24 protein-coding genes and 2 other annotated features are annotated in these 26866 nt (G+C 28.9%); of the genes, 22 read left to right on the top strand and 2 right to left on the bottom strand.

Translation table 11 applies throughout. From position 1 onward, the window contains the following. Nucleotides 1–56: 56 nt before the first annotated feature. Both NWE74_RS09875 and NWE74_RS09870 read left to right on the top strand, forming a co-directional pair. The gene (locus tag NWE74_RS09875) at nt 57–893 is read left to right on the top strand and encodes a deoxyribonuclease IV (protein ID WP_258243018.1); all 837 of its coding nucleotides are present in this window, start codon (nt 57–59) and stop codon (nt 891–893) included. Nucleotides 894–926: 33 nt separating this feature from the next. Then, nucleotides 927–1922: an aldo/keto reductase gene (locus NWE74_RS09870; protein ID WP_258243017.1), complete on the top strand. Its 996-nt coding sequence runs from the start codon at nt 927–929 to the stop codon at nt 1920–1922. A gap of 141 nt (nt 1923–2063) precedes the next feature. Here the strand turns inward: NWE74_RS09870 and NWE74_RS09865 are convergent, their stop codons facing one another. Further along, entirely contained in the window at nt 2064–2468 is a 405-nt protein-coding gene (locus tag NWE74_RS09865; protein WP_258243016.1) for a RusA family crossover junction endodeoxyribonuclease, read from the bottom strand. A gap of 64 nt (nt 2469–2532) precedes the next feature. On the opposite strand from NWE74_RS09865, the gene queG reads away from it, so the two are divergent. The 13 genes from queG to thrS all read left to right on the top strand — a co-directional run bounded on the left by queG (nt 2533) and on the right by thrS (nt 19126). Then, nucleotides 2533–3438: a tRNA epoxyqueuosine(34) reductase QueG gene (gene queG, locus NWE74_RS09860; RefSeq protein WP_258243015.1), complete on the top strand. Its 906-nt coding sequence runs from the start codon at nt 2533–2535 to the stop codon at nt 3436–3438. Nucleotides 3439–3564: 126 nt separating this feature from the next. Further along, the gene (locus NWE74_RS09855) at nt 3565–5835 is read left to right on the top strand and encodes a Lon protease family protein (RefSeq protein WP_258243014.1); all 2271 of its coding nucleotides are present in this window, start codon (nt 3565–3567) and stop codon (nt 5833–5835) included. Nucleotides 5836–6063: 228 nt separating this feature from the next. Further along, nucleotides 6064–6693 carry an endonuclease III gene (gene nth, locus NWE74_RS09850; RefSeq protein WP_258243013.1) on the top strand — a complete coding sequence of 210 codons (630 nt, stop codon included), beginning with the start codon at nt 6064–6066 and terminating at the stop codon, nt 6691–6693. Between the two features lies 1 nt (nt 6694). Further along, nucleotides 6695–8053 carry a VanW family protein gene (locus tag NWE74_RS09845; protein ID WP_258243012.1) on the top strand — a complete coding sequence of 453 codons (1359 nt, stop codon included), beginning with the start codon at nt 6695–6697 and terminating at the stop codon, nt 8051–8053. A 207-nt stretch (nt 8054–8260) separates the two neighbouring features. Next, on the top strand, nt 8261–8731 hold the full coding sequence (trmL, locus tag NWE74_RS09840) for a tRNA (uridine(34)/cytosine(34)/5-carboxymethylaminomethyluridine(34)-2'-O)-methyltransferase TrmL (RefSeq protein ID WP_258243011.1): 471 nt from the start codon (nt 8261–8263) through the stop codon (nt 8729–8731). Between the two features lie 40 nt (nt 8732–8771). Continuing rightward, nucleotides 8772–9620, top strand: a complete 849-nt coding sequence (locus tag NWE74_RS09835) for a DegV family protein (protein WP_258243010.1) — start codon at nt 8772–8774, stop codon at nt 9618–9620. A 321-nt stretch (nt 9621–9941) separates the two neighbouring features. Beyond that, a complete protein-coding gene (locus tag NWE74_RS09830) occupies nt 9942–10994 on the top strand; it encodes a BMP family lipoprotein (RefSeq protein ID WP_258243009.1) in 1053 nt (350 codons plus the stop codon). Nucleotides 10995–11380: 386 nt separating this feature from the next. Continuing rightward, nucleotides 11381–12940, top strand: coding sequence for an ABC transporter ATP-binding protein (locus NWE74_RS09825; protein ID WP_258243008.1), 1560 nt, complete (start codon nt 11381–11383; stop codon nt 12938–12940). 1 nt (nt 12941) lies between these two features. Beyond that, nucleotides 12942–14036 carry an ABC transporter permease gene (locus NWE74_RS09820; protein WP_258243007.1) on the top strand — a complete coding sequence of 365 codons (1095 nt, stop codon included), beginning with the start codon at nt 12942–12944 and terminating at the stop codon, nt 14034–14036. Further along, on the top strand, nt 14036–14971 hold the full coding sequence (locus NWE74_RS09815) for an ABC transporter permease (RefSeq protein WP_258243006.1): 936 nt from the start codon (nt 14036–14038) through the stop codon (nt 14969–14971). Before NWE74_RS09820 ends, NWE74_RS09815 begins: the two co-directional genes overlap by 1 nt. Nucleotides 14972–15281: 310 nt before the next feature. Further along, complete coding sequence (locus NWE74_RS09810) at nt 15282–16082, top strand: putative sporulation protein YtxC (RefSeq protein ID WP_258243005.1); 801 nt, start codon at nt 15282–15284, stop codon at nt 16080–16082. A 94-nt stretch (nt 16083–16176) separates the two neighbouring features. Next, complete coding sequence (locus NWE74_RS09805) at nt 16177–16779, top strand: DUF445 domain-containing protein (RefSeq protein ID WP_258243004.1); 603 nt, start codon at nt 16177–16179, stop codon at nt 16777–16779. A gap of 66 nt (nt 16780–16845) precedes the next feature. Continuing rightward, nucleotides 16846–17070, top strand: a binding site (T-box leader). Nucleotides 17071–17206: 136 nt separating this feature from the next. Continuing rightward, the gene (gene thrS, locus NWE74_RS09800; protein ID WP_258243003.1) at nt 17207–19126 is read left to right on the top strand and encodes a threonine--tRNA ligase; all 1920 of its coding nucleotides are present in this window, start codon (nt 17207–17209) and stop codon (nt 19124–19126) included. Between the two features lie 134 nt (nt 19127–19260). On the opposite strand, the gene NWE74_RS09795 is transcribed toward thrS, so the two are convergent. Next, nucleotides 19261–20664, bottom strand: a complete 1404-nt coding sequence (locus NWE74_RS09795) for an ATP-dependent metallopeptidase FtsH/Yme1/Tma family protein (protein WP_258243002.1) — start codon at nt 20662–20664, stop codon at nt 19261–19263. Between the two features lie 438 nt (nt 20665–21102). On the opposite strand from NWE74_RS09795, the gene infC reads away from it, so the two are divergent. The 7 genes from infC (at nt 21103) to pheS (ending at nt 26862) form a co-directional block, all read left to right on the top strand. After that, on the top strand, nt 21103–21612 hold the full coding sequence (gene infC / locus NWE74_RS09790) for a translation initiation factor IF-3 (RefSeq protein WP_258244447.1): 510 nt from the start codon (nt 21103–21105) through the stop codon (nt 21610–21612). Nucleotides 21613–21639: 27 nt separating this feature from the next. Beyond that, entirely contained in the window at nt 21640–21834 is a 195-nt protein-coding gene (rpmI, locus tag NWE74_RS09785) for a 50S ribosomal protein L35 (protein WP_092726551.1), read from the top strand. 53 nt (nt 21835–21887) lie between these two features. Continuing rightward, a complete protein-coding gene (gene rplT / locus NWE74_RS09780; RefSeq protein WP_258243001.1) occupies nt 21888–22244 on the top strand; it encodes a 50S ribosomal protein L20 in 357 nt (118 codons plus the stop codon). 355 nt (nt 22245–22599) lie between these two features. Then, nucleotides 22600–23976: a TrkH family potassium uptake protein gene (locus tag NWE74_RS09775; protein ID WP_258243000.1), complete on the top strand. Its 1377-nt coding sequence runs from the start codon at nt 22600–22602 to the stop codon at nt 23974–23976. Nucleotides 23977–24037: 61 nt separating this feature from the next. Beyond that, on the top strand, nt 24038–24709 hold the full coding sequence (locus NWE74_RS09770; protein ID WP_258242999.1) for a potassium channel family protein: 672 nt from the start codon (nt 24038–24040) through the stop codon (nt 24707–24709). A gap of 2 nt (nt 24710–24711) precedes the next feature. Continuing rightward, nucleotides 24712–25509: a TrmH family RNA methyltransferase gene (locus NWE74_RS09765; RefSeq protein WP_258242998.1), complete on the top strand. Its 798-nt coding sequence runs from the start codon at nt 24712–24714 to the stop codon at nt 25507–25509. Between the two features lie 52 nt (nt 25510–25561). After that, nucleotides 25562–25793, top strand: a binding site (T-box leader). Nucleotides 25794–25842: 49 nt separating this feature from the next. Beyond that, nucleotides 25843–26862, top strand: coding sequence for a phenylalanine--tRNA ligase subunit alpha (pheS, locus tag NWE74_RS09760; RefSeq protein WP_258242997.1), 1020 nt, complete (start codon nt 25843–25845; stop codon nt 26860–26862). Nucleotides 26863–26866 lie beyond the last annotated feature (4 nt).

The following is a 26866-nucleotide window of genomic DNA, read 5'->3' as shown; positions in this document are numbered from 1 at the left end:
CTTAAAATATAAAATATTATAATAGCAATTAGTGAATGACAATAAGGAGGATTTATATGTTAGTAATAGGACCACATATATCTATAGCAAAAGGTTATGGTAAGGCAGCGGAAATCGCAGTAGAAATAGGTGCAAATACATTTCAATTTTTTAGTAGAAATCCGAGGGGAGGAAATGCTAAGGTATTTGATGAAAAGGATATAGCTAAGTTTCAAAAAATAAGAAAAGATCAGAATTTTGGCCCACTATTAGCTCATGCACCATATACTATGAACTTGGCTGCTGCTAAAGAAGATGTATATGAATTTGGGAGAAAAGTAATAAAAGAAGATATTGAGAGGATGGATTACTTAGGTATAGAATATATGTGTTTTCATCCAGGAAGTCATGTAGGTTCAGGGGAGGAATCTGGTATAGAAAAAATATCAAATGCTTTAAATGAAGCTATAACAGGTGATGAAAAAATAACAATACTTTTAGAAACTATGTCTGGTAAAGGAACAGAAATTGGGTTTAGGTTTGAACAGATAAAGCAAATTATGGATAAAGTTACTCATAGTGAAAAATTAGGTGTTTGCTTAGATACATGTCATGTTTTTTCGGCTGGATATGATATTGTAAATGAATTAGATAAAGTACTAGATGAGTTTGATAATATTATAGGACTAGAAAAATTAAAAGCAGTACATTTAAATGATAGCATGATGCCATTTGGGGACAAAAAGGATAGACATGAAGTAATAGGAGAAGGTAAAATAGGCTTAGATGCTATAATGGATTTTATGACTAATCCAAGATTAAGTCACTTGCCATTTTTTTTAGAAACTCCATTAGAGGATGAAGGTCACAAAAAAGAAATAAAAATGATAAAAGATATACTAGAGGGTAAGTAATATAATATTTTACATAGTTAGGTGGGTAAGAGCATGAGGTTGTTAGGAACTACAAGTATGAAAATAAAAAGGGTAGGATTTGGAGGAATACCTATACAGAGAATATCTCAAAAAGATACTAATGATGTAATTGATGAATTAGAAAAACAGGGAATAAATTTTATAGATACAGCAAGAGGATATACTATAAGTGAGGAATATATAGGTAATTCATTAGAGGGTAGAAGAGAAAAGTTTTTTATTGCTACAAAAAGTATGTCTAGAGACTATGAATCTATGAAAAATGACATTGAGATAAGTTTAAAAAACCTTAAGACTAATTATATTGACTTGTATCAAATACATAATCTTAAAAGTGAAGAATATGAAGATATATTTAATGAAGATAAGGCATATAGAGCTTTGTTAGAAGCTAAATCACAAGGGAAGATAAAGCATATTGGAATTACAAGTCATAGCTTAGAAACTATGGAGACGGTAGTTGAAGATGGTAAATTTGAAACAATACAATTTCCATATAATATAGTAGAAGACCAAGCTGATGATGTATTTAAAAAGGCTAATGAAAAAGGAATTGGAATAATTGTAATGAAACCTTTAGCTGGAGGTGCACTTGATGATGCAACACTAGCTATAAAATATATATTATCTAAAAACTATATAGATGTAGCTATACCTGGAATGGACAGTGTTGAACAAGTTAGACAAAATACAAATGTGCTTAAAAATCTGGAATTAACACAAGACGATAATGAAAAAATCGAAGAAATAAGAAAAAGTCTAGGAAGTAGATTCTGTAGAAGGTGTGAATATTGTCTTCCATGTCCAGTAGGAGTAAATATTCCAGCCAATTTTTTACTAGAAGGATATTATACTAGATATAATTTAAAGGATTGGGCAATACAAAGATATGAAGCTACAAATGGTAAAGCAAGTGAATGTGTAAACTGTGGACTTTGTGAAACAAAATGTCCATACGACTTACCTATAAGAGATATGCTAAAGGATGTTGTTAATAAACTAGGATAATATACGTTTATAAATTTTAAAATAGAGAATAATAAAGAGAACTTAAATTTACTAAAGTGCTTATTTTGTGAATTTAAGTTCTCTTTCATTATTATAAACTATATAAAATGTAGTAGACTAATTAATTAAGTAATAAAATATCTATTTTTCTATAATTTTATAAGAAATATCAAACTTAGATGCAGGATAAAGTTCTATTTCAACACGTGGGTTTTCTTTATCTATAAAGTCAAATAAAAGCACTGGCTTAAGTTGTTTATCATTTTTTATGATACCACTTTTTTCGATTCCATCACAAATACTTTTAGGGTAGTTGTGTAAATCACCCATACGCTTATTTGGAAAATATAGTTTTAATACGGTAATTAATTCTTCCTCTATAGTTTCACCTTGATACTGTTGATTTATGAAACCTGCAATCATGTTTTCATATGCAAGGTACTTAGAATGTTTACCTTTTGATGGCATCCATGCTTGACCATGAACATTGTGAAGTTTAAAATTAGATTTACTTATAGGTCTACCTGGGATTGTTAATTTTATCAAATTATCACCATCCTTATACTTTAGTTATTATAAGACTAATAATAAATTAATGAAAGGATATTCTATGAATAAAAAAGAATTAAAAGAATTTTGTGCATCACTAGGATTAAAATGTGTAGGAATAGCAGGAGTAGGTCCTTATGATACTTTAGAAAAAATAATAAAACATAGATTGTCTAATGGACATACTACAGGGATGGAAGAGCCTATCTTAGAAAAAAGAATAAATCCTAAGTTAACTATGGAAAATGCAAAATCAATAATAGTATGCGCTTTTCCATATTACGTAGGAGACGATATCGATTCTAATTTATCGAAATATTGCAGGGGTAAAGATTACCATATAATAGCAAAAGAATTTCTTCAAAAAATTTGTAATTGTTTAGAAGAAAAGATAAAAGGTTTTGAATATAAAATTTTTGTAGACAATGGCCCGTTAGTTGATAGACATTTAGCTCAAATTTCAGGAGTTGGATACTTTGGAATAAATAATAACATAATAACCGATGAATATGGTTCTTATGTGTTTATAGGATATATTATAAATAATTATGAGTTTTATCCAGATGAACCACTACCAAAAACATGTATAAATTGTGGTGCTTGTGTAAAATATTGTCCGGGAAATGCTCTTTTAGGAAATTATGAGATGAATCCTAAAAGATGTATATCTTATTTAACTCAAAAGAAAGAGTATTTATCAGATGAGGAAAAGGAAACAATAAAAAATAACGGTAAAGTTTTTGGATGTGATATATGTCAAGATGTATGCCCTCATAACAAAAATATTTCTAAAAGTGATATTGAAGGTTTCATGAAAGACTTAATATATAACTTAGAGTATGAAAATATAAATTCAATGTCTAATAAAGAGTTTAAGCGAACATATGGTGATAGGGCTTTTAGTTGGAGAGGTAAAAATTTAATTAAAAGAAATTTAGAAATAGTAAATGACTTAGAGCAATCTTAATAAAAGATGCTCTTTTTTTATGCAATAAAAATATAATTTTTAGACTTCTAATAAATATTAAAATTAACTCAACATTTACAAGCTATAATACATAGAATGTATAAAAGAAAAGAAGGGGGAGGGTTTATGCTAACATATAATAATACATCCGAAATAGAACCTCTAGAAAGTATATTAGGTCAAAAAAGAGCAATTGATGCTATGGAGATAGGGTTAAAAATAAATAACCCTGCTTACAATATATATATAGCTGGTGAATCTGGAACGGGGAAAACAACATATGCTATGAAAGCATTGGATAAATATGCATCACAAAAAGATAATCATAAAGATTGGTGTTATGTATATAACTTTGAGCACCCTAGAGAACCTGTTGCTATAGGACTTGAAAAAGGACTTGGGAAAGTATTCAAAAAAGATATAGAAAAGCTTATAGAAACGTTATTAGATGAATTAGTAGATGCATTTGAAAGTGAAGATTTTGAAATAGGTAAAAACCAATTAATAGAAGAGTATGAGATAGAGAAAGATACACTTCTTAAAAAAATTAAAAAATATGGAGAAGAAAAAGGTTTTAAATTAAAAAATAGTAAAGTTGGTATGGTATTTATACCTATAAAAGATGAAAAAGAAGAAGAAGAAAAAGAAAAAGAAAAAAGTGATGAAGAAGAAAAAAAAGCAGATGAAGAATTTTATAAAGTTAAAAGAGAATTAGAAAATATGGCAATTCAAGTTGTATATAAAATAAGGGACTTAGAGGATGCTGCAAAAGAAGCATTACTAGACTTAGAAGAAGAGGTAGCTAAATTTGTAATAGACCCGCATATAGAACTTTTAACTGAAAAATATAAAGGGTATGATAAGGTAAAAAAATACTTAGTTAATATGAGAAAAGATATTTTAGAGTATGTGTACTTATTTTATATGGATGAAGAAGAATTAAAAGATAAATATGATAAAGAACACTTTACAAAATATAAAGTAAATTTATTTGTTGATAATGGAAGTGATAAAAAAAGCTCTTCTGCTCCTGTGATAGTAGAAATGAATCCTAGTCCATCGAATTTATTTGGTAAGGCAGAGTATGACTATTATAATGGTGGAGTAAAAACAGATTTTACGAAATTGATTCCAGGTGCTGTCCATAAAGCTAACGGAGGATATCTAGTATTATATACAGATCAATTATTGAGATATGGACTATCTTGGGATATGTTAAAAAGAACTATACAGTCAAGAAAAATAGGAGTAGATACTCAAACTTCTATAAAACCCGAAAGCATACCTATAGATATGAAAGTTGTATTAATAGGAAATAATTATATGTATAATTTACTTTATAACTATGATGCAGATTTTAGTAAGTATTTCAAAATATTCGTTGATTTTGACAATGAGATGGATAAAAATGATACTAATAAAGATGGTATAACTAGATTTATAGCATTGCAATGTAATAAAAATAAACTAAAACATTTTACTTACGATGCAGTGCAAGAAGTTATAAAATTTAGTACTAGGGTGTCTGGTGATAATAGTAAACTTTCAACAGAGTTTAATAAGATACTAGAAATTATCATAGAAGGAGATGCATATGCAACAATTCGAGGTGTTGAATATGTTGATAAAGAGGACGTTAAGATAGCTATAAATGAAAGAAGAAAAAGACTCAGCAGAATAGAAAGTAAAATGGATGAATCATTAGAAAATGGATTTACGCTTATGGAAACAGAAGGTAAAAAAATAGGTGTTATAAATGGATTATCAGTTCTTAATATGGGAGAATACTCATTTGGAAGACCTTCTAGGATAACTGTAACAACTAGCCCTGGAAACAAGGGAATAGTAAACATTGAAAGAGAAGTAAATATGAGCGGACCAATACACAATAAAGGAGTACTTATATTAGGTGGATATTTAGCTGAGAACTTTGCTCAAGAATTTCCGTTATCTATAAATGCATATATTTGTTTTGAGCAAAACTATGGTGGTATTGATGGCGATAGTGCAACAGGAGCTGAATTATATGCACTAATTTCATCATTAAGTAAAATACCATTGAAGCAAAATATTGCGGTAACTGGATCTATGAATCAAAAAGGAGATATACAAGTAGTTGGAGGTATCGCTGAAAAGGTGGAAGGATTCTATTCTACATGTAAGAGAAAAGGTTTGATTGGAAATCAAGGGGTTATAATACCTAAAAATAATAGCAGAAATTTAGTATTATCAGATGAATTAAATGAGGCTATAGAAAAAGGAATATTTAAAATATATCAAGTAGAAAGGGTAGAACAAGCACTGGAAATATTAACAGATATGAGTTTCGATTATATTAAGAAACTAACAGTTGATAAGCTCAGAGAGTTTAGCAAAATAAAAAATGAATCAAAATAATGTTCTTATAAAAAATTAAATGGGAATAAATGAAAAGAAAGCATTACTTAGAAAGTTTTGCTTTCTTTTTAAATTTTAAAAATAAATAGTATAATTTTTAGTATAAGGTAAATGTAAGTGCTTATGTGAAAAACTTACATATATAATAGTAGACTAATTTGTTATATATTGCTGAAGATGATAAATAATATATTAATAAGTAATTAAATAAAAAGGGGAGATTTTTAAATGAAGGATGTTAATAAAATATTGGATGTATTAGAAGAAACTTATCCAGATGCTAAGTGCGAGTTGAATTATACAACTCCTTTTGAATTATTAATAGCAACAATACTATCTGCTCAATGTACAGATGTCAGAGTTAATAAAGTAACAGAAGTATTATTTAAAAAACATAATACAGCTAAAGAATTTTCAAAACTAAGTATTGAGGAGATAAGTGAAGAAATAAAAAGTTGTGGTTTATATAAAAGTAAATCACAAAAGATAAAAGCTACATCTGAAATGATATGTGAGCTATATGATGGACAAGTTCCAAATACTCTAGAAGAATTAGTTGAACTGCCAGGAGTAGGAAGAAAAACAGCAAATGTTGTTTTAAGTAATGCTTTTAGCCAAGCGGCTATGGCAGTTGATACACATGTGTTTAGAGTAGCAAATAGGATTGGATTGGTTCAAACTCAGACTCCAGAGAAAACAGAGTTTGAACTTATGGAAGTTATACCTAAAAAAAGATGGTCCCATTCTCATCATCTTTTAATCTTTCACGGAAGGAGGATTTGTAAAGCAAGAAAACCAGAATGTGAAATTTGTCCTATAAAAAATGATTGTAGTTATTATAAAGAAGGGAATGACTGATGTGAAACGACTTAAAATAATAACAGTATTAACAGCAGTAGTAATCTTTTTTTTAGGAAGTATAAACGTAGCACAGGCTAAAAATAATGAAGAAAAAATTTACAAAAATATATATATAGAAAATATAGATGTTTCTGAATTAACTAGACAAGAAGCTCAAAATAAGATAGAAAATTTTATTAAAGAACATAATCAAATTGTATTTTCTAATGGAGATAATAAATTTGTTTTAAATATAAGTGATATAGAAGTTAATTATAATGTAAGAGATTGTGTTCAAGAAGCCTATAATATAGGCAGAGATAAAAATGTAATATCTAATATAAAAACTAAAGTTAATTTAGAGTTGGGTGAGGCTGTAAATATAAATTTGAATAAATCATATAATAATGAAAAAATGCAATCTTTTATAGAAAAAATTGAAAAAGGTATAAGAATTTCGCCTATTAATGCAAGTATAAGATTAGAAGATGAAAATTTAGTTTATGAAAAAGAAACTTATGGGATAGGATTAGATACAGGTAAATTTAAAAGGATAATAATTAGTAAAATAAACAAGATGGATTATGAAAAAGAAGAAATTCCTACAGTTACCATAAAACCTAAATATTTATATGATGATATATGTAAAATAAATTCAGTACTTGGGACTTATGAAACATATTTTAATCCTAATATATACAATAGAGTTAATAATATAAGAGTAGGAGCTAAAGCCACAAGCAATATTATACTAAATCCAACTGAAGAATTTTCATTTAATTCTTATATACAGTCTCCAGATATAAAAGGGCAATTTAAAAAAGCGCCTGTAATTATAAATGGAAAATTAAAAGAAGGTTCTGGTGGTGGTTTATGTCAAGTATCTTCTACTTTATATAATGCAGCGCTTTATGCAGGACTTGAGATAACAAATGTTAAAAATCATAGTATACCAAGTTCATATATATCAAAAGGAAGAGATGCAACTATATCAACAGGTGATATTGATTTAAAATTTAAAAATAATTTTGAAACTCCTATATTTATTATTCACAAAGTATATGACAATAAAATTGTATCAACTATTTATGGAAATGAAACAAATAAAAAAGATATAGAAATAATTACTGAGATTGTAAAATCTTTACCATATAAAATAAAATGTCAACAAAGTGATAAATTATATGAAGGTCAACAAAGTATTTATCAAAAAGGTCGAAAAGGATATACGGTAAATACCTTTAGAATATATAAAGGAAATGGAGATGTAGTTAAAGAACTTATAAAGGAAAACTATTACCCTCCTATGGACAAGATAGTTATATATGGAACTAAGAAAAAAATACAAAATAATAACCTTAATGGTGAAGTTATCTAAATATTAAAATCTCCCATTTAAATTTTAAATGGGAGATTTTAATATTTAATATTCATAAAAATAACTTAATAAAGCAATCATTGAGATAAAGAAATTTTCTGTTATAATTATATTTGAGAAATATCAAGTTTAAAAAAATATATATAGTAATTTAAATTTATAAATACATAATGTAAATTTAATAATCGTAAAAAAGGAGGATTTTATATGTCATTAAACGTAGTATTAGTAGAACCTGAGATACCTCAAAATACTGGAAATATAATAAGAACATGTGCTGCAACAGGTACAACATTGCATTTAGTTAGACCATTAGGTTTTTCTTTAGAAGATAAATATTTAAAAAGAAGCGGATTAGATTACTGGGATTTAGCAAATATACAGTACTATGATAGCTTTGAAGAAGTTGTTGAAAAAAATCCAGAAGGAAAGTTTTTCTTCTCAACAACAAAAGTTAATCAATCACATTCTGATATGGAATTTGTTGAAAATTCATTTGTAGTATTTGGTAAAGAAACAAAAGGATTGCCAGAAGATTTGATTAAATCAAATTTAGAGACTTGTATGAGAATACCAATGATAAATGTAGAAAAGGCAAGATCACTAAACTTATCAAACTCAGTTGCGATAGTAGTGTACGAGGCATTAAGACAATTAGGTTATCCTAATATGAGATAATCCTAATCAATCTAAGAGAGTTTAGGAGGGGGTAATTAAAATGAAAAATATAAAAGTAATTTGCGATAGTTTATCGGATATACCCAAAGAGTTAATAGAAAAATATGATATAGAAGTTGTACCGTTAACTGTAATATTAGACGGAAAAGAATACAAAGATGGTGTAGATATATCGAATGATGAATTTTATAAAACACTTAGAGAACAAAATGCATATCCAAAAACATCGCAAGCAACATATGCTCAATTTAAAGAAACATTTGAAAGATACGTTAATGAGGGTAGAAAAATACTTTACATAGCAGGATCATCGGTAGCAACAGGAACATATCAAAGTGCTGTCATGGCTAAAAATGATATAGATGGAGAGATTTATACATATGACTCATTAGCATTTTCTTATGTTATAGGTATATTAGTTGTTGAAGCAGCTAAACTTGCTCAAGAAGGTAAAGATATAGATGAAATATTAGAAGCAGTTAAAATACTAAGAGAAAAGACATATGTTTTATTCTCGGTAGATACATTAGAGTATTTACAAAAAGGTGGAAGAATATCTTCTACTAAGGCTGCAATAGGTAGTATATTAAATATAAAGCCGATATTAGATATGAGAGATGGGTTAGTTGCTCCTGTATGTCAAGTTAGAGGCAAGAAGAATGTAATATCTAAAATGATTGAATTAATAAAAGAAAATTGTGGAACAGATTTAACAAATCAAGTTATTTGCATAGGATATAGTGATGATTTTAAAGAAAGAGAAAGATTGACGGAAGTAGTTAGAGAACAATTTAACCCAAAAGATATATTATATTTCCAAATCGGAACTTGTGTAGGATCTCATGCAGGACCTGGTTTAACTGGAATTATATGTCTAAAAAATAAATAGTATGTCATAATTAGTAAAGTCCTCGTAAGAGGGCTTTTTATTTTATCAATAATATAAAAAAGTAAATTAAAAATAAAATAAATATAAAAAAAATACTTTAAAAACGTTAAAATATCAATAAAAAGTAAGGATGCAAACTTAATTTTTGGAAAATTGTGTAAAAATAATAATTACATACTAATTTAAAAAAATAAGTTACATTATAATACAAAAAATATACATTAAATAGCTATAAAATTTTTTTTTTATATAGAAAAAGTTTTCAAAATGGTGTACTATATAATTAATAGTACATAATATTTATATTTTAGGGAGGAATCTATGAAACTTAAAAAGTTATTATCATTAGGTCTAGCAGTTGTTATGAGTGCTAGTATGCTAGTAGGATGTAGCTCAGGAAATAAATCGGAAGGCGAATCTGCTGGTAAAGAGGAAGATAAAGTTTTTAAAATAGGGATGGTTACAGATGTAGGTGGAGTAAATGATGAATCATTTAACCAATCTGCTTGGAAAGGTCTAGAAAAAATAGAAAAAGAATATGGAAAAGATAAAGTAGTTGTTAAGTATCTAGAATCTAAGCAAGATGCAGACTATGTTCCAAACTTAGAAACATTTATTGATGAGGATATGGACTTAATAATAGGAGTTGGATTTAAGTTATCAGATGCTATACAAGAGGCATCAGAACATTATCCAGAGAATCAATTTGCTCTTATAGATGCAGCTTATGAAAAACAACCAAAGAATGTAACTTCATTATTATTTGAAGATAATGTATCAGCATATTTAACAGGATTAGTAGCAGGAAAAATGACTGAAACTAATAAAGTTGGATTTATAGGTGGTATAGAAGGTGAAGTTATAGATAGATTTGATTATGGATTTAGAGCAGGTGTTGAAGCTGCTAATCCAGATGCAGATGTACTTGTACAATATGCAAATAGCTTCTCAGATGCAGCTTTAGGAAAATCTATAGCTAACCAAATGCATCAAAAAAATGCTGATATAATATTCTCAGCAGCTGGTGCTGTTGGTATAGGTGCTATAGAAGCAGCTAAAGAAAATAACAAAAAAGCTATAGGTGTTGACCAAGATCAAAATAAGTTAGCTCCAGACAACGTAATAACTTCAGCAATGAAGAATATAGATGTAGCTGTCTATAACATGGTTAAGTCTTTAATAGAAGGTAAATATGAAGCTGGAAAAGTTGTAGTTAATACATTAGAAATGGGTGGAGTTGGTATAGCTCCAACTAGTGATAAACATGTTAAAGAAGAAATGTTAAAATACGTTGAGCAAGAAGCTGAAAAGATAAAATCAGGAGAAATAAAAGTTCCTCAAAATAAAGCTGAATACGATCAATTAAAGAAATAGTATTCAAAAAAACTACCCTTATTAAGGGGTAGTTTTTTAAATTATATATGATAGTGGCCCAAAATTCAAAAAATACTCCTAATGATAAACAATAGTTTAAATATATATCCTATGTTAGAAAATAAGAGTGATTAATGAAATCAAATTGAGAATAAACTTTTTAATACCATAGAATAAAATATTTTAGATTCTTTTGGTAAGAATAATATTTATCAGAGAAAATATAAAATAGACTAGGTAATAATATCTAAGTTTCGAAAAACACCAGACAAAAAACGACAAAAATCAACTTTTTCGAAAAAATTAGTAAAATTGTTTGTTATGTACAATGTATTTTAGTATAATAAAAATGCTGAATATTAAATTAAGGAGGGTAATAAAGAGCGATGAAGAATAGTAATGTCGACTACAGTCAAAAAGTTGTAGAAATGAAACAGATAACTAAAAAGTTCGGGAATTTCGTTGCAAACGAAAACATAGATTTGACTGTGCATAAAGGAGAAGTACATGCTCTTTTAGGTGAGAATGGAGCAGGAAAATCTACTCTGATGAACATATTATATGGTTTATATCAACCTACATCAGGAGATATTCTTATAAATGGAAAATCAGTAAATATGGATAATCCAAATGTTGCCATTGCCAATGGAATAGGGATGGTTCACCAACATTTCATGTTAGTTCAACCGTTTACAGTAGCTCAAAACATAATACTTGGGACTGAACCAACAAAAGGTCTTGGGGCTGTAGACCTAAAAAAAGCAATAGAAGATGTAAAAGAAATATCTGAAAAATATGGATTATATGTTGATCCAAATGCTAAAATTGAGGATATAACAGTTGGTATGCAACAAAGGGTAGAAATATTAAAAGCCTTATATAGAGGAGCTGAGATATTAATACTAGATGAGCCAACAGCTGTTCTTACACCTCAAGAAATACAAGAGCTTATACAAATTATAAGAAACTTAACAAAAGAGGGTAAATCAGTAATAATAATAACTCATAAATTAAAAGAAATTAAAGCTGCAGCAGATCACTGTACTATAATCAGAAGGGGGAAATATATTGACACAGTAAAAGTTTCTGAAGTAACAGAAGATGATTTAGCAGCTATGATGGTTGGTAGAGAAGTAAACTTTAAAGTTGATAAAGCAGAAGCTAAGCCAGAACAAATAGTATTAGAAGTAAAGGATTTAACAGTAAAAGATAATAGAAAGATATCTGTAGTAGATGGTTTATCTTTAGAAGTTAAGGCAGGAGAAATATTAGGTATAGCTGGTATAGATGGAAATGGACAATCTGAATTAGTAGAGGCTTTAACTGGACTTAGAAAAGCTGAATCAGGAAGTATAAAAGTAAATGGTAAAGAACTTTTAAATAAAAATCCTAAAGATATGTTTACTAGTGGTATAAAGAATATACCTGAAGATAGACATAAGAGAGGGTTAATATTAGACTTCTCTGTAGCTGAAAATACAGTTTTGCAAAACTATAAAGATCCAAGATTCTCTAAAAATGGTGTCTTAAATAAAGAAGCTATTGATAAATATGCTGAAGAAATAGTAAATAGATTTGATGTAAGACCAACAGACCATACAACAAAAGCAAGAGCTTTATCTGGAGGTAACCAACAAAAGGTTATAATAGGTAGAGAAGTTGATAATATAGAGGTGGCTAGAGAGGCAACAGGAGAAGCACAATTATTAATAGCTACTCAACCAACAAGAGGTCTAGATGTTGGTGCTATAGAGTTCGTTCATCAAGCTTTAGTTAAGCAAAGGGATGAAGGAAATGCGGTACTTTTAGTATCTCTAGAATTAGATGAGGTTATGAATGTTTCAGATAGAATAGCTGTAATCTATGAAGGAAAAATAGTGGGAATTGTTGATGCAAAAGATGCAGATGAGAATACACTAGGATTTATGATGGCTGGAGGTAAATAGAATGGTTGATAATATTAAAAAGAAAAAGAATTTTTCCCTAGCTGACAATGCGATATTATTCTCTTTAATATCTATAGTATTAGGACTTATTGTAGGAGCGATAGCGTTAGTTTTAGCTGGAGAAGATCCAATAGTAGCATATTCAGCTATGATAGAAGGTGTATTTGGAAAACCTAAATTCATAGCGTGGACAATAATAAGATCAACACCTCTTATATTAACAGGTCTTTCTATAGCGTTTGCATTTAAGACTGGTTTATTTAATATAGGAGCTGAAGGACAATTTATAGTAGGTGCATTAGTTGCAACTATGGTAGGAGCTGGAATAGAACTTCCTGCAATTATACATATACCACTTACATTATTAGTAGCAGCATTAGCTGGAGCTATATGGGGTGGATTTGCAGGATGGTTAAAATCTAAGTTTGGAATAAATGAGGTTATAGCAACCATAATGCTTAACTGGATAGCGTTCTATTTAAGTAACTTTATGATAAAGAGTACTTGGTTAGCAAGACCAAATAGTGAAGCATCAATAAGCATACATGATTCAGCTTCAATAGGAATAGATTGGTTAACAGGACTAGTAGGACCTGCGACTAAAGTTAACTGGGGGATAGTAATATCTATAATATTAGTACTTATAATAGCATTTGTATTATTTAAAACTACTTTAGGATTTGAATTAAGAGGCGTTGGATATAACAAATTTGGTGCTGAATATGGTGGAATAAATGTTAGTTCATCAATATTTAAATCTATGGCAATAGCAGGTTTATTAGCAGGTATAGCAGGAGCTATACAAGTTATGGGTGTATCTAACAATATAACAATACTTGCTGCTCAAGAAGGCTATGGTTTTGATGGTATAGCTGTTGCATTAATAGCAAATAGTAATCCGATTGGAGTTATATTCTCAGGATTATTATTCGGTGCATTTAAATATGGAGGAACTAAGATGCAAGCTGTCGGAGCTCCTTCAGAGGTAGTTAATATAGTTATAGGATCAATAGTTTACTTTATAGCTTTAAGTAGTGTTTTAAGAATGTTATACGTAAAAATGAGAGATAAAAAGAAAAAAGGGGGTAATGCATAATGGAAGATATAGCTTTAATTATTAGTACTACTCTGATGTACTCTACACCCCTTATATTTGCAGCATTAGGTGGAGTATTCTCAGAGAATTCAGGTATAGTTAATATAGGTATAGAGGGAATGATGACTATAGGAGCATTCGCAGGAGCGGCTGCTGGATATATGGTAGGAAATCCTTGGATAGCATTTTTAATGGGTGGATTAGCAGGTGGTTTATTTGCTTTAATTCATGCAATAGCAACTGTAAGTTTCAATGCAGACCATACAATATCAGGGGTTGCAATAAACTTATTAGCTCCAGGTGTAGCATTATTTACATCTAAAATAATGTTTGATGGTGCAACTATGACACCAACAATACCAATGGAAAACAAAATACCAAGACCATTAAATGGTGTTTTCCCATCTGGAAGTATATTAGATACAATATTTAATGCATATGCAACAGTCTTTTTAGCATTTATATTAGTTGCAGTTGTATATTATGTATTATATAAAACTAAGTTCGGACTTAGAGTAAGAGCAGTAGGAGAGCATCCTGGTGCAGCAGATACACTAGGTATAAATGTTGCTAAAACTAGATATAAAGCAGTTATATTATCAGGTATATTAGCAGGACTTGGAGGGGCATCAATGAGTTTAGCTGTTGTTTCTTCATTTAGACCGACATTAATATCTGGTCAAGGGTATATAGCTATAGCAGCAGTTATATTTGGTAAATGGAGACCTCAATGGTCAATGGTAGCATGTTTATTATTTGGATTCTCAACAGCATTATCAGTTTACTTTGGAAATCCAGAATTACCATTTAGTATAAATGAAAACTTATTATCAATGATACCATATATAGTAACTCTAGTAGTACTAGTTCTATTCGTTAAAAGTTCTAAGGCTCCAGCAGCTCTTGGTAACCCATACAAAAAAGGTGAAAGATAAAAAAATGATAGCTTTAAGCTATCATTTTTTTTATTTGAAAATATCATAAAAATAATAATAGAAATAAAAATATAATAACTGTATTAAGATATCTAAAAAAGCTTAGAAAAATAATAAATAAAATATTATATAAAAGGTAATTATAGTTAAGTAAAATGAATTAAATACATTAAATATAGTTATAATAAAAGTTATAGGACATAAGAATAATATTAAATTTTAAGTTAAATAAAAAGCTATTCTAAATAAAATTTAATATAATATGATAACTAATACAGTTCCTCTTATCATTAAGAAAGGAGCGATTGATTTGACAACAAAACATATTCATCTAAGTTTATCACAGCAAGATAAAATGTATGCTTTGAGATTTTTCAATAATAGTAATTTAAATAAAGAATTGAGACATAATAATGGTCTTATTGAAATTGAGATAAGCGAAACCAATAAAGCGAATATAGATGTTGAATCTATGACAGAAGAAATAACAACATTGATATTAAATATAATGAAATATAAATTATTGAAAGAATACATTTGGAAGCAGTACCATGAAACCTATTCGAATGAAGAAGAAAAAATTTATACATACTCATTAGAAATATTTAAATCAAAAGAGCCTTTTATAAAAGATTCTATAAGGAATAAGGTAAACAATTATATACTTACTAATGATTATATAAATATAGAGGGATTTGTAAACTTTAGAATGAAGGAGTTTATGAGATATATATCTACGATAGGTGACATTGCAGTTGAAGAGTACATAATAAAAAAAGATCAAGATGAGTTTATAAATGTATTAAAGTATTTTATTGAAATACAAGAAGAAAAAATAGACATACTTAAAGTACATATACTAAAAGATAATTCTTTTGTTTTGTATGATAAGAATGGAAATAAAATAGATAATATAGACAATGAAGAAATAATCAATATGGTAATACAAGAAAATTTGAATTATGAAGATTACCTAATAAGTACATTGTTGACCTTATGTCCTGGTAAAATAGAGATACTAGATACATTAAAAAATAACTCCTCTAAAGAAATCGTTGAAACTATAAAGTCTATATTTGGAAATAAAGTAAATCTTATTTACCAAAATTAATAAAAAACTCATATCAATATAGTATAAAAATATTATATAATAATTAGAAAGCAAATTATATATACAATTATATTGAGATGAGGAGAGTTATTTTATGGATAATGCACTAAAGATATTAATATTAGCTTGTATAGGCGGTGTAATAGGTTATATAACAAATGTAGTTGCTATAAAGTTGATCTTTAGACCGATAGAACCTATTAAAATACCTATAATAAATAAAGAAATAATAGGGCTAATACCAAAAAGAAAAGCTGAGATAGCTGCGAATATAGGCGAAGTAATTCAAGATGAATTTCTTTCACTTGACGAAATATTAGAAAATTTAATTACAAAAGAAGATAAAGAAAATGTAATAGAATATATAAAAACAAAAATAAAACTTATAGTTAATGAAAAAATGGCTTTTGCTCCTGGCCCTTTAAAAAGTATAATACAAGGTTATGTATCTGATGCAATAGAAGCAGAAATTAGACAAAGTATAGATGATTTAGCGGAAGAAATAATAATTAAAGCAAATAAACGTATAAATATACAACAAATGGTAGAAACTAAAATAAATGAATTAGATTTATATGAATTAGAGGAAATAATACTTAGAATAGCCAAGCAAGAATTAAAACATATAGAAATCCTAGGATTTGCACTAGGTTTTATTATAGGAATTGTTCAAGGATTAATAATTATATTTATGTAAAAATTATGGTTGATAGCATTGGAACTATCTGTTATAATTATACTAAATTTATTACAAAAACAGTATTAACAAGCTAAGAAGAGGAAGAGTAAAATAGAAACAATTTTCAGAGATGATAAGTCGTGGGCTGAAAGCTTATCTAAATATGACTATTTGAAAACTACCTTGGAGCGGAATTTAGTAGCATTACTAGTGTGTGAAAAGATTCGGTTGACTACCTTATAGTCATCAAGAGGGCAGTATATATACGCCAACTTGGGTGGAACCGCGAATTAATAACTCGTCCCAAATATTTTATTTGGGCCGAGTTTTTTTATATTATTAGGAATTAATTTATAAATTCCAACCACTAATTTTAATATAGTTGTAAAACGTTATTTAAGTTACGTAGGTTTATTATACATAAAATATAAGGAGGTAAACAAAGATGATAAAAGTTACTTTAAAAGATGGTTCAGTAAGAGAATTTGAAAATGAAGTTTCAGTAATGGATATAGCTAAATCTATAAGTGAAGGTTTAGCAAGAGCTATAGTTGCAGCATCTGTAGATGGGGAAGTAGTAGGATTAGATTTCAAGGTAGAAAAAGACTGTGAATTAAATTTATTTAAATTTGAAGATGTAGAAGGTAAAGATGTATTTAGACATACATCAGCTCATATGTTAGCTCAAGCTATAAAGAGATTATACCCACAAGCTAAGTTTGCTATAGGGCCAAGTATAGAAAATGGATTCTACTATGATATAGATTTAGATCATAGATTAACTATAGAAGATTTAGAAAAGATAGAAAAAGAAATGAAAAAAATAGCTAAAGAAGATTTAGCAGTTGAAAGATATGAATTACCAAAAGAAGAGGCTTTAGCTTGGGCTAAAGAAAATGAAGAAATATACAAAGTTGAATTAATAGAAGAATTACCAGAAGGAGAAATAATATCTTTCTATAAACAAGGTGATTTCACTGATTTATGTAGAGGACCACACTTACCTTCAACTAAAAAAGTTAAGGCTATCAAGTTATTAAGTGTAGCTGGTGCTTACTGGAGAGGTGATGAAAAGAACAAGATGCTTCAAAGAATATATGGTATTACTTTTGAAAAGAACAAAGAATTAGAAGAATACCTACACATGTTAGAAGAAGCTAAAAAGAGAGACCATAGAAAATTAGGAAAAGAATTAGACTTATTCTTTATACCAGAAGAAGGTCCAGGGTTCCCATTATTCTTACCAAAAGGTATGGAGCTTAAAAATGAATTATTAAAATTCTGGAGAGAAATACACAGAGCAGATGAATATGTTGAAATAGAAACTCCAATAATATTAAACCAAAAATTATGGGAAACTTCAGGACACTGGTATCACTACAAAGAAAATATGTACACTGTACAAATAGATGAACAAGATTTTGCTATAAAGCCAATGAACTGTCCAGGTGGTATGTTATTCTACAAAGCTAAGCCACATTCATACAGAGACTTCCCTATGAGAGTTGCTGAATTAGGTAGAGTTCATAGACATGAATTATCAGGAGCATTACATGGATTGATGAGAGTTAGAGCTTTCACTCAAGATGATGCACATATATTCATGTTACCAGAGCAAATAAAAGATGAGATAAAAGGTGTTGTAAAATTAATAGATAGTGTTTACAAGACTTTTGGATTTGAATATCACTTAGAATTATCTACTAGACCAGATGATTCTATGGGAACAGATGAAGAATGGGAAACTGCAGAAAATGGATTAAGAGAAGCTTTAGAAGACTTAAACTTACCATATATATTAAATGAAGGTGATGGAGCATTCTATGGACCTAAGATAGACTTCCATTTAAGAGATTGCTTAGGAAGAACTTGGCAATGTGGAACTATACAATTAGATATGCAGTTACCTCAAAGATTTGATATAAACTATATAGGTCAAGATGGTGAAAAACATAGACCAGTTATGATACACAGAGTTGCATTCGGAAGTATAGAAAGATTTATAGGAATATTAATAGAGCATTATGCTGGTAAATTCCCAGTGTGGTTAGCTCCAACACAAGTAAGAATACTTCCAATATCAGATAAATACAATGATTATGCTAAAGAAGTTAAGAAAGCTTTATTTGCAAAAGGTATAAGAGTTGAAATAGATGATAGAGCAGAGAAAACAGGATTTAAAATAAGAGAAGCACAACTTCAAAAAATACCATACATGTTAGTAGTAGGTGAAAAAGAAGCTGCTGAAAATAAGATATCTGTAAGATCTAGAGACAATGGAGAAATAGGAAGCTTAGACTTAAATGAGTTTATAGCAACTGTTTTAAAAGAAGTTGAAGAAAGAACTAATGTAATACAAGCATAATATAAATTAAAATTAGAGCGTATTAAGTAATTTACTTAATACGCTTTTTATATATTAATAAACTTAATCTATATAAAAAGAGCTAATCTAAAATAGATTAGCTCTTTTTATATTTTGTACTATTGATATATAAATTAATTTACGCATTCTTTTGTAATTAAGCTTTTTAGTTCTTCATGAGTCATAGTTTCCTTATCAAATAAGTACTTAGACACTACATGTAAATCATTTATATTATTTTTTAATAGTTCAAGTGTTTCATTGTAACAACTTTGTACTATATCATTAGCTTCTTTTTGAATCTTTTCAGACATGAAACTTTTTACATTCCCGTCTATGGTCATAAATCCTAAATTACTCATACCATATTCACAAACCATTTGATTTGCAATATCTGTAACTTTTTTCAAGTCATCTTTAGCACCAGTAGATTTATGATTAAAGATTATTTCTTCAGATGCTTTACCAGCTAATAAAATTTTCATTTTGCCCACTAATTCATCTTTAGTATAAATATATCTATCTTCATCAGGTAATTGAAGTACATATCCTAAAGCCTGACCTCTTGGAACTATAGAGATTTTTTGTATAGGGCATAATCCTACTAAGTTACTAACAAGTGCATGACCTGCTTCATGATAAGAAACTATTTTCTTTTCTTTTTCTATAAGAACTGAATTTTTAGATTCTAGTCCAGCTATAACTCTTTCAAGTGCCCTATCAAAATGAACAGATGTAATCACTTCACTATTATCTCTAACTGCAAAAATTGCTGCCTCATTTGCTATGTTAGAAAGATGTGCTCCATTAAATCCATGTGTTTTTTTAGCTAAAACTTCTAAGTCTACAGATGAATCAATCGGTTTATTGTTAGTATGAACTTTTAAAATTTCATATCTAGTATGATAGTTAGGAGAACCTATATGAATATGTCTATCAAATCTCCCTGGTCTTAATAAGGCTTCATCAAGTAAGTCTAGTCTATTAGTAGCTCCTACTATTATTACATTTGAATCTTTTGTAAATCCATCCATTTCAACTAAAAGTTGATTTAATGTTTGATCTTTTTCATTATTACTTTCTAAATGTCTTTTAGCGCCTATAGCATCAATCTCATCTATAAAGATTATGCTAGGAGCTTCTTTTCTTGCCTTTTCAAACAAAGTTCTAACACGTTTGGCACCTACACCAACGTATTTCTCAACAAACTCAGAACCAGTAACGTTGAAGAAAGAAGAGTTAGTTTCTCCAGCAACAGCAGATGCAAGTAATGTTTTACCTGTACCAGGAGGACCATAAAATAGTACACCTTTAGGTATTTTAGCGCCCATTTTTTTGTACTTATCAGGACACTTCATAAAATCTACTATTTCAAATAACTCCTCTTTTATTTCCTCTAATCCTGCAACATCTTCAAATGTAGTTTTAGGTTTAGTTGATGCAGCATCGTCTGTTGGATTTTCCTTTTCCATCTTAGTTTGAGCAAATACAGGCACTGGTTTGTTAAGTTTCTTTAAAAAATTGTCTAACATTTTCATAGCCATACACCTCAATAATAAAAATTGTTTATTTATTTTATAATTTCCATAGTTGCTAATATTTATTATTTAAATTTTTCCATAAACAAACCATAGAATATGTAACATCTTTAAGTATAACCAGAATTAGCTAAATAATTACTGATATTAAAATTTTGATAAAATAAAGGTGCAATAATATAAGTAAATAAAAAAATTAAAAATAAAATGAAAAAATAGTTGCATATATAATTAAATAATGATATAGTATATAGAGTAACTGATGAGAAAACAAGAAGAAGTCCGCTTCTCACCTTACGATCTAGGTTGTCGGGTAAATATAAGTTAAAGCTTTGATATGATTTTTATATTAAGCTTGTTGAATTTGTTAACTTATATGGCGGATGATTTATATCATTCGCTTTTTGTATATATAAAAAAATTTGGAGGTGTCCTACTATTAGCAAAGAATTAGCAATCAATGATCAAATAAGAGATAAAGAAATAAGAGTTATCTCAGATAGCGGTGAACAGCTAGGAATAATGGCCGCTAAAGAAGCTCAAATAATGGCTAACAATAAAAATTTAGATTTAGTAATGATATCACCTAATGCTGCTCCACCAGTATGTAAAATAATGGATTATGGAAAGCATAAGTATGAACAATCTAGAAAAGAAAAAGAAGCTAGAAAGAATCAAAAAACTGTAACTATTAAAGAAGTTAGACTTAGACCAGGTATAGAATCTAATGACTTAAATACTAAGGCTAACAATGCTATAAAATTCCTTAAAAAAGGAGATAAAGTTAAAGTTGAGCTTAGATTCAGAGGTAGAGAATTAGGACATAAAGACATTGGTAAAGAAGTAATGCTTAAGTTTATAGATATAGTAAAAGAGTTTGGTGAACCAACAAAAGCCCCTGCATTTGAGGGTAATAGCATGGTTGTAATGATAGATCCAAAAAAATAGATGATTAACTGAGAGGAGGAACTTAACATGCCTAAAATGAAAACTCATAGAGGTGCTGCTAAAAGATTCAAGAAGACAGGAACTGGAAAGTTAAAGAGATCAAAAGCTTTCAGAAGACACATATTAACTAAGAAGGATGCTAAAACTAAGATGCAATTAAGAAAATCTGGAATAGTTACTGCAGGAGATGCTAGAAGAATAGCACAATTATTACCATACTAAAAATCGGATTAAAATAAATAACATTAAAGAGGAAAACAAAGGAGGTCATAACGATGGCAAGAGTTAAAAAAGCTATGAACGCTCGTAAGAAACATAAAAAAGTGTTAAAACTTGCAAAAGGATACAGAGGATCAAGAAGCAAATTATATAGACCAGCTAATACATTCGTAATGAAGGCGTTAAAGAACGCATATATAGGTAGAAAGTTAAAGAAGAGAGACTTCAGAAAACTTTGGATACAAAGAATAAACGCTGGAACTAGAACTCATGGATTATCATACTCAAGATTCATGAACGGATTAAAATTAGCAGGTGTTGAAGTTAACAGAAAAATGTTATCTGAAATGGCTATAAACGATCCACAAGGTTTCGCTAAATTAGTAGAAGTTGCTAAGTCAAAATTAGCTTAATTATAAACTGATATATTAAAGTCTTTGAATGAAAATTCAAAGGCTTTTTTTGTTATCAATTTTAAAGAGTAATTTAATTCAAAAATAATTTTTATATTATAAATTGCATTAACTATAAAGTAGAATACTATAAAATAACTAAATTAAACACAGCAGAATTTAAATTTGCATTTGGGTAAATAATATTTTGTATAAGATTAAGACTGATTTCTAACACAAATTTAACTAAATAACTTACTCACCTTATTGTTTTTAAATAGCTTTTGGAATATAATATAATAATGTTATAAAGACTCATTAAATAACAAAACAAACAATTAAAATTTCATAAATTATGAAGGAGGCCTAAGGTTAGATGGGGACTATATTTAAAAATTTTGGTAGTTTCATACATAAAAGGCAACCTACACAAATAATGGTCATGGGATTTGCCATGGTTATATTTATAGGTGCTGTTTTATTAAGCTTACCAATATCAACTCAAAGTGGAGAAAGTATAGGATTCTTAGATGCATTATTCACATCTACATCAGCGGTCTGTGTTACTGGATTAGTCATGGTAGATACCGCCACGTACTGGAATGGATTTGGGCAGTTAGTTATAATTACATTAATACAAATTGGTGGACTTGGATTTATGACTATAACTACCTTATTTGCCTTAATAACTAAAAAAAGAATAAATTTAAGGGAAAGACTTTTAATACAGGAGTCATTAAATCAAATAGATTTATCTGGATTAGTAAGGCTAACTAGATACGTTTTATTAATGACTTTTACAATAGAAGGTATAGGTGCAGTTCTTTTATCTACAGTATTTATACCACAATTTGGATTAGCAAGAGGCCTTTGGTACAGTATATTTCATGCAATATCAGCATTTTGTAATGCTGGATTTGATTTAATGGGAAATGTTTCAGGGCCATTTACATCACTTACGAGCTATGTAAATAATTATACTATTACTCTTACTATATCAGGTTTAATAATATTTGGTGGACTAGGTTTCCCTGTTATATTAGATGTTATTAAAAATAAAAAACTTTCTAAATTGAACCTACATTCAAGAGTAGTAATATTTACAACTGCTTTATTAGTATTTGGAGGAATGTTATTTATATTAGCTTTAGAATATAATAATCCCAAAACATTAGGACCATTAGGAATGGGTGGAAAATTATTAGCATCGCTATTCCAATCAGTAACAACGAGAACTGCTGGATTTAATACAGTGGACTTAGCACTTCTGCATCAAAGTAGTATATTTGTTTTTATAATACTGATGTTTATAGGAGCATCTCCAGCATCAACTGGAGGAGGAATCAAGACAACTACTTTAGCAACACTGCTTATTACTGTTAAATCTTTTATACTTGGAAAAGAAGATATAGAAGTACATGAAAGAAGATTAGGTACATCAACAGTAAGAAAATCATTAGGTATATTCTTTATAGGTATAGTAGTTGTTGTATTTGGAACATTGATTATAACTGTTACATCTCCAAACTTTACACTAGTTGAAGCTGGGTTTGAAGTTGTTTCAGCATTTGCTACAGTCGGATCAAGTATAGGTGGAAGCCCAACATTAAGTATACCAGGAAAGATGTTCATAATACTGTTTATGTTTATGGGAAGAGTTGGATCATTAACTATATTTATGGCACTATCATCTAGAGGAATAAAGAAAAATCCACCAATAAGATATCCAGAAGGAAAGATAATAGTTGGATAATCAGAAAAATATATAATTTGTAATATTGGAGATAAATTTTTAGATGGAGAGGAAGAAAGAAATGAAACAATATATAGTCATAGGATGCGGTAGATTTGGAGCATCAGTAGCAACAACTATGCATCTTTTAGGACATCAAGTTATGGCAATAGATAAAGGTGAAGAGATAATTCAAAATATAGCTGATAAAGTTACTCATGCAGCGATAGTTGACGTTACAGACGAACAGTCACTAAGATCACTGGGATTAGGAAATTTTGATGTTGCAATAGTTGCGATAGGTTCAGATATTAGAGCATCGATAATGGCTACTTTAATAGCTAAAGAGATGGGCGTATCTCAAATTGTATGTAAAGCCAAAGATGAGCTACAAGCTAAAGTTCTTTATAAAATAGGCGCAGATAGAGTCGTATTTCCTGAAAGAGATATGGGAGTTAGGGTTGCTCACAACTTAGTTTCAGATAATATATTAGATCATATAGAACTAGACCCAGAATATTCAATAGTAGAAATCGTAACACCTACAAGTTGGGTAGGAAAAACGCTAGTAGAATTAGAATTAAGAGCTAGATATGAAATAACAGTTTTAGCAATAAAGACAGGAAAAAGCATAAATGTTACTCCAGCTCCAGATGAGGAATTAAAATCTGGTAGTATTTTAGTTGTAATTGGGCAAAATGGGAAGATAAGCAGTATTGCCTCAGAAAATAAAGATTTAATTAGGAGAAAGTAGCAATGTCTATAATGATAACAGCTAAAGATAATGAAAGAGTAAAATATACAAAATCATTATTGAAAACAAAAAATAGAAATAAAGAATCAAAGTTTATAATAGAGGGATATAGAATTCTGACTCTTGCTATAGAATGTAATGCAAATTTAGAATATGTTTTTATAAATGAAGATTTTGAAAAAAAAGAAGAACATGTGAGTTTTTTAGACATATTAAAATCGAAAAATATAAAAACATATAAAACTACAAATAAGATATTTGATGACTTAATAGATACGGAAAATACGCAAGGTATTTTAGGTGTAGTTAAATTCAAGCCTAAAACTCTAGAAGAAAACTTAACTGATGAAAATAGATTTGTTCTTATATTAGATAGAATACAAGATCCTGGTAATATGGGAACCATAATAAGAACTGCAGATGCAGCGGGAGTAGATGCAATAGTGGCTTTAAAAGGGTGTGTTGATGTATACAATCCTAAAGTTATAAGATCAACTATGGGTTCAATATTTGATATGAATATAATACATACAACTCAAGATGAAGCACTAAGAGTTCTTAAATTAAAGAATTTCGATATAGTATCAAGTTATTTAGATACAAATAACTATTATAATACTGTAGAGTACAATTATAAAACAGCATTAGTTATAGGAAATGAAGCAAATGGTATAAATGAGGAACTAGTATCAAAATCAGATGTACTGGTTAAAATACCTATATACGGAAAAGCAGAATCTTTAAATGCGGCAATAAGTTCTGCAATTCTTATGTATGAAATAAAGAAATACCTAGTTTAGTATATTGTAAAAATTGTATTATGTATGGTATAATTATATGAAAAACATATTTTTACATACTATGAAAGAGAAAAGTATTTTGATTTAACTTAGCTCAGAGATAAGTACCTAGGCTGAAAGTACTTTCTAAGAATTCAAAAGAAGTTCCCTCTGGAGTATTAAAGCTGAAACTTTCAGTAGGCTTTAACGTCAAAACGCGTTAAGTTTATTCGAGGTGGTTTAATAATTTTTTATTATTAAGCTACTAGGGTGGTACCGCGAAACTATAGTCTTTCGTCCCTAGATAGGGATGAAGGGCTTTTTTTAATATAAAAAATGAAAGGGTGAAAAATAGTGCAAGAAAAATTACTTAATTTACAAGAAGCTGCTTTAAATGAAATTAAAGAAACTTCAAGTATAGAAGTTGTAGAAAGCCTAAGAGTTAAATATTTAGGTAAAAAAGGTGAAATAACAGCAATACTTAAAGAAATGGGTAAACTATCAGCTGAAGAAAGACCAGTTATAGGTCAAGTTGCTAATAAGGTGAGAGAATCTATAGAAGGAAGCATATCTTCTAAAAAAGAAGAATTAAAATCTATAGAAAAGCAAAAGAAATTAGCTGAAGAAATTATAGATGTTACTATGCCAGCTAAAGCTGTTAAAGTAGGTAAAAAACATCCAATATCTCAAATAACAGATGAAGTAAATGAAATATTTATGGGAATGGGATTCAGTATAGCAGAAGGACCAGAAGTTGAAACGGTTGAGAATAACTTTGATTCATTAAATGCTCCTAAAGACCATCCATCAAGAGATATGAGTGATACATTCTACATCAATAGTGAGTTATTACTTAGAACTCAAACTTCTCCAGTTCAAGTTAGAACTATGAAGAGTCAAGAATTACCAATAAAAATAATATCTCCAGGTAGATGTTTCAGATTTGATGCACCAGATGCTACACATTCACCAATGTTCCATCAAATAGAAGGATTAGTTGTAGGAAAAGATGTAACAATGGCTCAATTAAAAGGAACATTAAATATGTTCGTTAAAAAGTTATTCGGAGAACATACAAAAACTAAATTTAGACCCCACAACTTCCCATTCACAGAACCAAGTGCAGAAGTAGATGTTACTTGTTTCAAATGTGAAGGTGCAGGATGTTCTATGTGTAAAGGTGAAGGATGGATAGAAATATTAGGTGCAGGTATGGTACATCCAAATGTACTTAGAAATTGTGGTATAGACCCAGAAGTTTATAGCGGATTTGCATTCGGTATGGGATTAGACAGAATAACAATGCTTAAATATGAAATAGATGATATAAGATTATTATTCGAAAATGATATGAGATTTTTAGATCAATTTTAATTAG

The organism is Romboutsia lituseburensis (assembly GCF_024723825.1).
In the GTDB taxonomy this organism is placed as follows: Bacteria; Bacillota; Clostridia; order Peptostreptococcales; family Peptostreptococcaceae; genus Romboutsia_F; species Romboutsia_F lituseburensis_A.
The sequence above is the reverse complement of the archived record's forward strand: the minus strand, read 5'-3'. Positions and strand labels throughout refer to the sequence as shown.